Raw genomic sequence first — 11,194 nt, 5'->3', positions numbered from 1 at the left:
GGCTCCTCCGGCAGCGCCAGGGCGCGGGCGGGGTCGAGCGGCTTCACGCCCGCCGCCACATGGGTCCAGAGCCGGCGGTCTTCCGCCGAGAGGGTGCGCGGGCGGCGGCTCACGGCGCCGTCCCCGGGCGCGGCTCGGGCACGGGCACCACGGCCGCCTCGGGCGCCAGCGCCTTCGGCAGCAGCACGTACCAGTCCGCCCGGTGGCGGATGCGCCCGGCGGTGGATCCGGCTTCGGTTCCGGTGCCGAGATAGAGGTCGCCGCGGGCCGGGCCGACGATGGCCGAGCCGGTGTCCTGCATCACCATGAGGCGGCGGAAGGGCTCGCCGGTCTCCGCCGGCCCCGTCGGCAGCAGGGCGCTGATGAAGACGGGCGTGCCGTAGGCGTGGACGTTGCGGTCCACCGCGATGGTGCGCCAGTCGGTCACCGGCACGCCCTGGGCGCCGACGGGCCCCTCCTCGGCGGAGAGGTCTCCCTTCACATGGAAAAAGACGTAGGAGCGGTTCTGCCAGCGCACGTCGCGGGCGGCCTCGGGGTTCTCGGCCATCCAGGTGCGGATGAAGTCCATCGACATCTGCTCGCGGGTGGCGAGGCCCCGCTCGATCATGACGCGGCCGACGGGAACGTAGCGATGGCCGTTGTGGGCGGCATAGCCGATGCGCAGCGTGCCGCCGTCGGGAAAGCGCAGGCGCGCCGAGCCCTGGATCTGGGTGAACATGACGTCGGTCTGGTCGCGGGCCCAGGCGATCTCGAGGCCGCGGCCGTCGAGCGCGCCCTGCTCGATCTCCGACCGGTCGAAATAGGGCAGGAACCGCCCTCCGACCCAGCGGCCGGCGCCGGAGCGGGCGTCGAATCCGGCGGCGCGGCCGCGGGCGGAAGAGAGGTCGTCGGGCTTGGTCAGGAACGGGGCGGAGAAGGCCTCGGTCTTCTCGCGGGAGGCCAGCACCTCCGGCTCGTAATAACCGGTGAGGAAGCCGTCCTCCTCGATCCTGTCGCCGAAACGGGCGATGCGGACGGGACGGAACTCCGTCTCGAAGAACGTGCGGGCTGCTGCGACGTCGACGGGAACCGGGAGAGCCAGCGCCCGCGGACAGATGTCGCGGAGCGCGCGCCAGACGTCGGGGGCCGAGCGCGGCGGGCTGCGGGCCGCGAGGACCGGACGGCAGGAGCGGCGGAAGGCGGCGAGCGTCAGGTCCTGACGGTCCTCGGCCCAGCCCGGAAGGGTGTCGAAGCGGGCAGCCTCGCTCCAGGTCTCGGGGAAGACGAAGGGAAAGCCGGAGGCGTGGGGCGCTGGCGTCTCGAGCGCGCCTTCGGCGACCGGCGGGGTCGCCGGCGTGTCCTGGGCCGGGCCCTGCGCGGGCGGTACGGCCGGTGCCTCGGCGACGGGCGGGGCGGCCTCGGGTGCCGGCGCCTCGGGAACGGGCGAGACCGGCACCACGGGAGCGGCGGGCGGGAGGAGGAGCAGAAGATCGGTGGAGCCGGCGCGGGCGGGGGCGAGCGGCAGGCACATCGCAGCTGCGAGCGCCGCCGCGGCCAGAACCGGGGTGGCCATGGCGGAGAGCGGGCGATGCCTCATGGTCTGCCCCGGGGAGGACGGGCGGCTCAGCCGCCGGCTTCGGTCGCGATCAGGCGCCAGTTGGGATCGCGATCGGTGACGTTGCGGGCGAAGGTCCACACGTCCGTCACGTCGGTGACGCGATCGGGCGACCCGTCGATGACGGTGCCTGCGCGGTCACGCGTGGCGGTCACCAGCTGGGAGACGAACTTCATCGTCACCTGCGCCTGATCGCCGCGCACCTGGGCGTCGACGATTTCGGCCTTCTCGATGCCGACGAAGCGGGTCTCGACCTGCTCGCCGCGGGTCTCGCGGTCGCGGATGGCGGCCTCGAAGCCCTCGAAGACGTCCTTGGCGAGGAGGTCGCGCAGCATCTTGCGGTCGCCGCCGGCAAAACCGAGCACGATCATCTCGTAGGCGGCCTTGGCGCCGCCGACGAAGCCGGCGGGCTCGAAAGAAGGATCACGGGACGCGATGGCGTCGAAGCCGCGGGCCAGCGGGGTGCCGACGGGCGCCATGTCGCCCCAGCGCGGCGCGGCGGGATCGGCCGGCATGGCGACGGGCGGGGCGCCGTTGCGCGCCGGCATGGGGATGACCTCGCCGCCGGGGGCGGGAGGGCGGCCGGCGGGCGGCAGGTTGGTATCGCGCGGCTGGAACGGGTCACGCTCCTGCCCTGTCTTCGTCCCGAGCACGCTGCGCAGGCGGAAGAAGATGAACACCGCAAGGGCGAGGAAGATGATCGTGTAGATGTCGAACACGTTGCTCATGATCGCCGTTGAGAGGGACCCACCCGCCGCATCCCCGGATGCCGCGAACCAATGCTCAGTGTAAGCACTTTCGGAGACGCAAATAAGGCATTTTTTTCGGTTTGCCAGCCCCGCCGTGCGGTCATGCCGCAACGGGTCGCCCGGGCGGCCCGCCGATGCTGACGGAAGCGCAACGCGGTTTTCCGAAGCGCGGTTCCCCCTCCCGTCAGAACTGCTTGGCGAGACGGGGGTCGAGGGCGTCGCGCAGGCCGTCGCCGAGGAGGTTCACCGCGAGGACGGTGATGGAGAGGAAGATGGCCGGGATCAGCACGATGTAGAACTTGACCTGCCAGAGGGCGCGGCCCTCGGCCATGATGTTGCCCCAGGACGGGATGATGGGCGGGGTGCCGGCGCCGATGAAGGACAGGATCGCCTCGGTGATCATGGCGGAGGCGCAGATATAGGTCGCCTGGACGATGATGGGGGCGAGCGTGTTCGGCAGGATGTGCTTGAGGATGATCATCGGCGTGCGCGTGCCGGCGGCCACCGCCGCGTCGACATAGGGCTGCTCGCGGAGCGACAGCACCACGCCGCGGACGAGACGCGAGACGCGCGGGATCTCGGCGATGGTGATGGCGAGGATGACGTTGCCGACCGAGCCGCGGGTCAGCGCCATCAGGGCCACGGCGAGCAGGATCGAGGGGATCGACATGATGCCGTCCATGACGCGCATGATGACGGCGTCGGCGGCGCGCACGAAGCCGGCGATGAGGCCGACCATCAGGCCGAGGACGGAGGCGAGGATGGCCACCGAGAAGCCGACCACCAGCGAGACGCGGGCGCCGTAGAGGACGCGGGAATAGATGTCGCGGCCGAGCATGTCGGTGCCGAACCAGAACTGCGCCGAGGGCTCGCGGGTGCGCAGGCGGGTCGAGATCGCCGTCGGATCGGTGGTGCCGAGGAAGGGCGCGAAGATCGCCATGAGAATGACGGCCGACACCAGGAAACCGCCGATGGCGATGGTCGGGTAGCGGCGGATGAGGCGCCAGAGGCCCACGCGGCGCTTGCCGCCGTCGACGGCGCCGCCGTCGGCGCCGAGGGGTGCGGTCGTGTCGGGGCTATGCGCGGTCAATAGCGGATCCTCGGATCGACGAGCGTGTAGACGAGGTCAACGCAGAGGTTGACCAGGACGTAGACGAAGGAGAACAGCAGCACGAGGCCCTGGATCACGGGGTAGTCGCGCCTGAGGATGGCATCCACCGTCAGGCGGCCGAGGCCGGGAATGGCGAAGACGCTCTCGGTGACCACGGCGCCGCCGATGAGCAGCGCCACGCCGATGCCGATGACGGTGATGATCGGCACGGCCGCGTTCTTCAGGGCATGCAGGAAGAGGACGCCGCGCTGGCCGATACCCTTGGCGCGGGCCGTGCGGATGTAGTCCTGCTGCAGGACCTCCATCATGGTGGCGCGGGTGATGCGGGCGATCAGCGCCACATAGACCATGCCCAGCGCGACGGCCGGCAGGATGAGGTTCTGGAACCAGGGCCAGACCCCCCGGGCGATCGGCGTGTAGCCCTGGACGGGGAGCCAGTCGAGCTCGAGGGCGAAGATGTAGGCGAGGATGTAGCCGACGACGAAGACCGGCACGGAGAAGCCGAAGACGGCGAAGGCCATGATGGTGCGGTCGATGAAGGTGCCGGCCTTCCAGGCCGCCAGCACGCCCATGGGAACCGCCACCGAGACCGCGAGGATCAGGGTCACGATCATCAGCGACAGGGTCGGCTCGATGCGCTGGGCGATGAGCTGGGTCACCGGCAGGCCGGTGAAGATGGAGGTCCCGAGGTCGAAGCGGGCGATCTGCCAGACCCACTCGCCGAAGCGGATCAGGAAGGGCCGGTCGAGCCCGAGGCTCTGGCGGATCTTCTCCACGTCCGCCGGCGTCGCCTGATCGCCCGCGATGACGGCGGCAGGATCGCCCGGCGCGATGTAGAGCAGCGAAAAGACGAACAGCGCCACCACGGCCATGACCGGGATCGTCGCAAGGATGCGGCGGACAACATAAACGAACATGAACAGTTCTTTTCATGAGAGGCCGGGGGGCGGCAACCGCCCCCCGGACATGGGAGGTCGTCAGCCCTTGGCGACGTTCCAGAAGAAGGGCAGCGGGCCCTTGGTGATGCCTGTCACGTTGGACCGCCAGGCCGTGTAGGTGAGGAAGAAGCCCGGCGGCACGAAGACGACGTTGTCCAGCGCCGCCTTGTTGAGCCGGGCGATGGCCGCCTTCTCCTCGTCGAGGTTCTTCGCCTCGAACCAGGCGGTGACCTCGGTCTCGACGGCGGGAACGTCCGGCCAGCCGAACCAGGCGCGGTCGCCGTTGGCCCGGATGGCGGTGTAGCCGGCCGGGTTGGTGCAATCGGCGCCGGCATGCCACGAGAAGAAGATGTTCCAGCCGCCCTGGGACGGCGGGGTCTTCAGCGCGCGGCGCTGGCCGGTCGTGCCCCAGTCGGTGGCGACGAAGTCGACGTTCATGCCGATGCGCTTCAGGAGCTCGTTGGCGACGTCGCCCTGCGCCTTGGTCACCGGCTGGTCCTGGGCGACCACCATGGTCACCGGCTCGCCCTTGTAGCCGCTCTCGGCGAGGAGCCGCTTGGCGCCCTCGATGTCGCGACGGCCCTTCAGGATCTCGCCGCCGGCCTCGGTGTAGAGGGGTGTGCCGGGGGTGAAATAGCCCGGCAGCGGCTTCCACAGGCTGTCGTCGGAGCCGACGATCGCCCGCATGAACTCCTCCTGGTCCAGCGCCATCAGGATGGCGCGGCGGGCGCGCACGTCATTGAAGGGCGGATGCAGGTGGTTGAGACGGAAGGCGCCGATGTTGCCGAGGGGATCGCCGATGTCGACGCGGATGTTGCGGTTGCGCCTGAGGACCGGCACGAGATCGGCGATCGGGTTCTCCCACCAGTCGATCTCGCCGTTCTGGAGCGCCGCGGAAGCCGTGGCCGGGTCGGGCATGATGACCCACTCGATGCGGTCGACCAGCATGCGCTTGCCGCCGGCGAGCCAGGAGGCCGCCTCCGAGCGCGGCACGTAGTCGGCGAACTTCTCGAAGACGGCGCGGGCGCCGGGCACCCAGTCGCCGCGGACGAACTTCATCGGGCCGGAGCCGATATATTCGCTGATCTGCTGGAACGGATCGGTCTTGGCGATGCGCTCCGGCATGATGAAGGAGCAGGGCGAGTTGTTCTTGCCGAGCGCCAGCAGCATCTTCGGATAGGGCTTGGTCAGCTTCCAGCGGAAGGTGCGGTCGTCGACGGCGACGAGCTCCTCCTGGATCGCCTTGATCATCAGGCCCATGGGGTCGCGGGCCGACCAGCGGATCAGCGAGGCGACGCAGTCCTTGGCCAGCACCGGGGTGCCGTCATGGAACTTCAGGCCCGGGCGCAGCTTGAAGGTCCAGGTGAGGCCGTCGGCGGAGACTTCCTCCGATTCCGCCATCTGGCGCTGGGGCGTCAGCGTCGCATCGACGCCGTAGAGCGTATCCCAGACCAGGGCCGCGGCGTTGCGGACCACGTATTGCGTGCCCCAGATCGGATCGAAATTGGCGAGGTTCGCCTGCGGCACGAAGCGCAGCGTCCGCGCCGCCGCCCCCTGTGACAGGGCCGGTGCGGACAAGGCGCCCGAGGCCGCGACGATGCCGGCCCCGGCGCCGGTCTTGATGAATGTTCTGCGGTCCATCGTGATGGTACTCCCCTCAAAAATCCGATCCCGAGGCGAAGGCGGACGGGATGGCGCATGCCCGCCCGAGGGCGGCCCGGATTGGAGATCCCGGGTCCCGGACGAGGGCAGCCTAGCGCTTGGCAAGGGGCGTGCCATAGGGGCTTTTCCTAGGACGCTGCCGTGCGTCGCAGCGTACGTCAGGGCATTCCGCCCCGTCCGCTGCCCATTTTGTTGCCAGGGCGACCATTTCGGCAGGATTGGCCTGCGTTCCGGCCTTGCAAACTTTTTTCGGAGCGCGACGGAGGTGCGACAATTTTGTTCTCAGGACGGGGGCTGAGGCGATGCAAAGGGCATCACGGGTCAAAAGACCTGGGCTAATGTTCGTTTATCGCCCACTCGTCCGCATATCGCACTTGACAGTCCGCCGGTCAGGGTTGAGGAGTCGGCGCTGAGGAAACACCAGAGGTGGAGACGATCGGGCCATGGCCGAGTTCATGCCCCTGCGCGATGCCATCGCCGCCAACCTGAAGGACGGCGACAGCGTGGCGATGGAGGGGTTCACCCACCTCATCCCCTATGCCGCCGGGCACGAGGTGATCCGCCAGGGCCAGAAGGACCTGACGCTGATCCGCATGACGCCCGACATCATCTACGACCAGATCGTCGGCATGGGCCAGGCGCGGAAGCTCGTCTTCTCCTGGGCCGGCAATCCCGGCGTCGGGTCGCTGCACCGGGTGCGCGAGGAGATCGAGGCGGGGCGCCTCGCCATCGAGGAACATTCGCACGCCGCCATGGCCAACGCCTTCGAGGCGGGCGCGGCGAACCTGCCCTTCGCGGTCTTCCGCGGCTACAAGGGCGTCGACCTGCCGAAGGTCAATTCCAATATCCGCTCCGTCACCTGCCCCTATACGGGCGAGGTTCTGGCGACCGTCCCGGCTGTCAGGCCGGACGTCGCCATCATCCACGCCCTGAAGGCCGACCGCGAGGGCAACGTGATGCTCGAGGGCATCGTCGGCGTGCAGAAGGAGGCGGTGCTGGCGGCAAAGCGCTCGGTGGTGACCGTCGAGGAGATCGTCGACGATTTCGGCCCGCGCAGCGCCAATGCGGTGATCCTGCCGGCCTGGACGGTGACCGCCATCGTCAAGGTGCCCGGCGGCGCCCATCCCTCCTATGCCCAGGGCTACTACAAGCGCGACAACGCCTTCTACATCGCCTGGGACAAGATCGCCCGCGACAAGGCGGTGTTCCTCAAGTGGATGGAGGAGAACGTGCTGTCCTCGGGGCCCGAGTCCTTCGCGGCCCATGCGCGCCACTTCGCCGTCGCGGCCGAGTAGGGAGAGCGTCATGAGCGACTACCAGCCCAACGAGATCATGACGATCGCCGCGGCGCGGCTCCTGACCAACGAGGACGTCTGCTTCGTCGGCATCGGCGCGCCGTCAGCCGCCTGCAACCTCGCCCGCCTGACCCATGCGCCGAAGATCACGCTGATCTACGAGAGCGGCACGCTGTCGACCCGGCCGACCGTCCTGCCGCTATCCATCGGCGACGGCGAACTCTGCGACACCGCGCTGACCACCGTGTCCGTGCCGGAGATGTTCCGCTACTGGCTGCAGGGCGGGCGCATCACGACGGGCTTCCTCGGCGGCGCGCAGATCGACCGCTTCGCCAACCTCAACACCACCGTGGTCGGCCCCTACGACGCGCCGAAGGTGCGCCTGCCCGGCGGCGGCGGCGCCCCGGAGATCGCCATCCATTGCGGGCAGATCTTCATCATCATGGCGATGGGCCAGCGCGCCTTCATGGACAAGCTGCCCTTCATCACCTCCCTCGGACACGGCACGGGCAAGGGCTCGCGCGAGGCGCTGGGGGTGAAGACCCGCGGCCCGACGCAGCTCATCACCGACCTCTGCATCTTCGAGCCTGACGCGGAGACGAGCGAGCTGACGGTGACCTCGATCCATCCGGGCGTGACGCGCGAGCAGATCCAGGCCAATTGTGGCTGGCCGGTGAAGTTCGCCGCCGAGGTCCGCGAGACGCGCGCGCCCGACGCCACCGAACTCTCGGTGCTGCGCGACCTCCACGCCCGCACCAAGGCCGCCCACGCGGCCTGAACCACGAGGAGACCTGCGCCCGCGAGCAGAACCCGTCGGCTTGAAGGCAGGGGCAAGAATGGCCCCACTTGACCCTCCCCGCGCTTGGCGCGGAGAGGGGGACCACGACGAGAGCGCCTCGTTGTGACCGCAGCGCCAGGCACGAGGGTTCTTGACAGGGCCGTCGGTCAAAGTCCCCTCTCCGCGCTACGCACGGGGAGGGTTATGGGTGGGGCCTTCACGCACACTGCGACCCACGGGCTGCGGTGCCCTGCTGAAGGCACTATATTCGAACCAATCGCCGGAACGGGGAATTGAGATCATGGCCGATGTCTTCATCTGCGACGCGGTGCGCACGCCGATCGGCCGCTACGGCGGGGCGCTGGCCAAGGTGCGCGCCGACGACCTCGCGGCGGTGCCGCTGAGGGCGCTCCTCGCCCGCCATCCGGGGATCGCAGGCGCCATCGACGAGATCATCTTCGGCTGCGCCAATCAGGCCGGCGAGGACAACCGCAACGTCGCCCGCATGGCCTCGCTCCTCGCCGGCCTGCCCGACAGCGTTCCAGCCATGACCGTCAACCGGCTCTGCGCCTCGGGTCTCGATGCGGTGGGAGCCGCAGCCAGGGCCGTGAAGGCCGGCGACATCGACCTCGCGATTGCCGGCGGCGTCGAGAGCATGACGCGCGCGCCCTTCGTCATGGGCAAGGCGACGGAGGCCTTCTCGCGCTCGGCCGACATCTTCGACACCACCATCGGCTGGCGCTTCATCAATCCGCTGATGAAGGCGCAGTACGGCGTCGATTCGATGCCGGAGACCGGCGAGAACGTCGCCGAGGAGTTCCAGGTGTCGCGCGAGGCGCAGGACGCCTTCGCGCTGGCGTCTCAAGCGAAGGCCGGCCGCGCCATCGCCTCCGGCTATTTCGCCGAGGAGATCGTCCCCGTCGAGATCCCCGGCGGCAAGGCCGGCCCCACCATCGTCGACAGGGACGAGCATCCGCGTCCGGAGACCACCGCGGAAGGCCTCGCCAAGCTGAAGGCCTTCGTCCGCCAGCCGGGCACGGTCACCGCCGGCAACGCCTCGGGCGTCAACGACGGCGCCTGCGCCATGATCATCGCCTCGGCCGCGGCAGTCGAGAAGTACGGTCTCACCCCGCGGGCGCGCATCCTGGGCGCTGCCTCCGCCGGCGTCCCGCCGCGGATCATGGGAATCGGCCCGATCCCGGCGGTGAAGAAGCTGGTGGAGCGGCTCGGCATCAAGGTGTCGGACTTCGACGTCATCGAGCTCAACGAGGCCTTCGCCAGCCAGGGCATCGCCGTGCTGCGCGGCATCGGCGTGCCCGAGGACGCGGACCACGTGAACCCCAACGGCGGCGCGATCGCGCTCGGACATCCGCTCGGCATGTCGGGCGCCCGCATCGCGGCCACCGCCGTCCACCAGCTCGAGAAGACCGGCGGGCGCTACGGCCTCGCGACCATGTGCGTCGGCGTCGGCCAGGGCGTCGCCCTCGCCGTCGAGCGCGTGCAGTAACCGACCTCTGCGCGGCCCGGCGCGACCGGGCCGCGACCGCCGACCCCCGGCGGCCAAGACCCGACGAAGACCTGCGCGCAGCAGGCCCGCCCCACCCGAGAGGAACACTGTCGATGGCTCTGGTTCTGCCCCGCAGCTCCACGGCGGCCCATCCGCCGAGCCTGCATCCCGCCTATACGAGCACCGTGCTGCGCGCCCCGCAGCAACCGCTGATCCTGGTGCCGCATACGCTCACCGAACTGACCGGACCGGTCTACGGCCACGGCAAGGTGCGCGACAGCGACGCCGACCTCACCACCCAGCACGCCGGCGAACCGCTCGGCGAGCGCATCATCGTCTCCGGCCGGGTGCTGGACGAGGACGGGCGCCCGGTGCCGAACGCCCTGGTCGAGCTGTGGCAGGCCAATTCAGCCGGCCGCTACGTCCATGTGCGCGACCAGCATCCCGCCCCGCTCGATCCGAACTTCACCGGCGCCGGCCGCTATCTCACGGCTGAGGACGGCCGCTACAGCTTCACCACGGTGCGGCCCGGCGCCTATCCCTGGCGCAACCACCACAATGCCTGGCGGCCCGCACACATCCATTTCTCGGTCTTCGGGCCGAGCTTCCTGTCGCGGCTGGTCACCCAGATGTATTTCCCCGGCGACCCGCTCTTCCCCTTCGACCCGATCTTCAACGGCATTCCCGACGACAGGGCACGCGAGCGGCTGATCGCCCGCTTCGACCTCGAGACGACGAAGCCGGAATGGGCGCTGGGCTACCAGTTCGACATCGTGCTGCGCGGCCGCGAGGCGACGCCCATGGAGGAACCGCATGAGCACTGAGGCCGAACAGCGCCCCGAGGGCATATCGCCGTCGCAGACGGTCGGGCCCTTCTTCCATTACGGCCTGACGCCGGGCAAAGCCTATGCGCACGTGCCCGTCTCCGCCGACGGCCAGGTGGCGGCGCCGGGCACGCCGGGCGAGAAGATCGTCCTCACCGGACGTGTCTTCGACGGCGCCGGAGATCCCGTGCCAGACGCCATGCTGGAGATCTGGCAGGCGGATGCGGACGGACGCTACGCCCATCCGAACGATGGCCGGGCGCGGCAGAGCAACAGCTTCATGGGCTTCGGCCGGTCCGACACCGACGCGGAGGGCACCTACCGCTTCGCCACCGTCAAGCCCGGCCGCGTGCCGGGACCGGGCGGACGGGAGCAGGCGCCGCACATCCTCGTCGCGGTGTTCGGACGCGGCATGCTGAAACAGCTCTTTACCCGCGTCTATTTCGAGGACGAGGCCTCCAACGCCGAGGACGCGATCCTGGCGCTGGTGCCGGAGGCGCGGCGCGGAACGCTGATCGCGAAGCGGGACGGCCACAGCTTCACCCTCGACATCCGCCTGCAGGGCGAGGGGGAGACGGTGTTCTTCGACGTGTGATTCCTCGGAGAGGGTGGAAACAGCCCTCGTCGTCATGGCCGGGCTTGTCCCGCACATCCACGACTTGAACACCGCAGCTTGAAGAGAATGCGTGGATGCCCGGGACAAGCCCGGGCATGACGCGTTGACGGGCCCTACCCC

Annotated in this window: 10 protein-coding genes; 5 read left to right on the top strand and 5 right to left on the bottom strand. The window is 69.6% G+C overall.

The genetic code is table 11. The features are described 5' to 3' along the window. Positions 1–109: 109 nt before the first annotated feature. The 5 genes from mltA to ACT6XY_RS20810 form a co-directional block, all read right to left on the bottom strand. Entirely contained in the window at positions 110–1,576 is a 1,467-nt protein-coding gene (gene mltA, locus ACT6XY_RS20830) for a murein transglycosylase A (RefSeq protein WP_444750224.1), read from the bottom strand. 26 nt (positions 1,577–1,602) lie between these two features. Then, entirely contained in the window at positions 1,603–2,322 is a 720-nt protein-coding gene (locus ACT6XY_RS20825; protein WP_444750223.1) for a Tim44/TimA family putative adaptor protein, read from the bottom strand. A 205-nt stretch (positions 2,323–2,527) separates the two neighbouring features. Continuing rightward, entirely contained in the window at positions 2,528–3,433 is a 906-nt protein-coding gene (locus tag ACT6XY_RS20820) for an ABC transporter permease (RefSeq protein ID WP_444750222.1), read from the bottom strand. After that, complete coding sequence (locus tag ACT6XY_RS20815; RefSeq protein WP_444750221.1) at positions 3,430–4,371, bottom strand: ABC transporter permease; 942 nt, start codon at positions 4,369–4,371, stop codon at positions 3,430–3,432. The genes ACT6XY_RS20820 and ACT6XY_RS20815 overlap by 4 nt, the downstream gene beginning before the upstream one ends. 60 nt (positions 4,372–4,431) lie before the next feature. Next, positions 4,432–6,033, bottom strand: a complete 1,602-nt coding sequence (locus ACT6XY_RS20810; RefSeq protein WP_444750220.1) for an ABC transporter substrate-binding protein — start codon at positions 6,031–6,033, stop codon at positions 4,432–4,434. A gap of 464 nt (positions 6,034–6,497) precedes the next feature. On the opposite strand from ACT6XY_RS20810, the gene ACT6XY_RS20805 reads away from it, so the two are divergent. From ACT6XY_RS20805 to pcaG, 5 genes are all read left to right on the top strand, one after another. Continuing rightward, complete coding sequence (locus ACT6XY_RS20805; protein WP_444750219.1) at positions 6,498–7,349, top strand: CoA transferase subunit A; 852 nt, start codon at positions 6,498–6,500, stop codon at positions 7,347–7,349. Positions 7,350–7,359: 10 nt separating this feature from the next. Next, a complete protein-coding gene (locus ACT6XY_RS20800) occupies positions 7,360–8,127 on the top strand; it encodes a CoA-transferase subunit beta (RefSeq protein ID WP_444750218.1) in 768 nt (255 codons plus the stop codon). Positions 8,128–8,428: 301 nt separating this feature from the next. Next, on the top strand, positions 8,429–9,634 hold the full coding sequence (pcaF, locus tag ACT6XY_RS20795; protein WP_444750217.1) for a 3-oxoadipyl-CoA thiolase: 1,206 nt from the start codon (positions 8,429–8,431) through the stop codon (positions 9,632–9,634). 113 nt (positions 9,635–9,747) lie between these two features. Continuing rightward, positions 9,748–10,458, top strand: coding sequence for a protocatechuate 3,4-dioxygenase subunit beta (pcaH, locus tag ACT6XY_RS20790; protein ID WP_444750216.1), 711 nt, complete (start codon positions 9,748–9,750; stop codon positions 10,456–10,458). Further along, complete coding sequence (pcaG, locus tag ACT6XY_RS20785) at positions 10,448–11,053, top strand: protocatechuate 3,4-dioxygenase subunit alpha (protein WP_444750215.1); 606 nt, start codon at positions 10,448–10,450, stop codon at positions 11,051–11,053. Before pcaH ends, pcaG begins: the two co-directional genes overlap by 11 nt. The last annotated feature ends 141 nt before the right edge of the window (positions 11,054–11,194 follow it).

The organism is Phreatobacter sp. (assembly GCF_052440005.1).
Classification (GTDB): Bacteria; Pseudomonadota; Alphaproteobacteria; order Rhizobiales; family Phreatobacteraceae; genus Phreatobacter.
The sequence above is the reverse complement of the archived record's forward strand: the minus strand, read 5'-3'. Positions and strand labels throughout refer to the sequence as shown.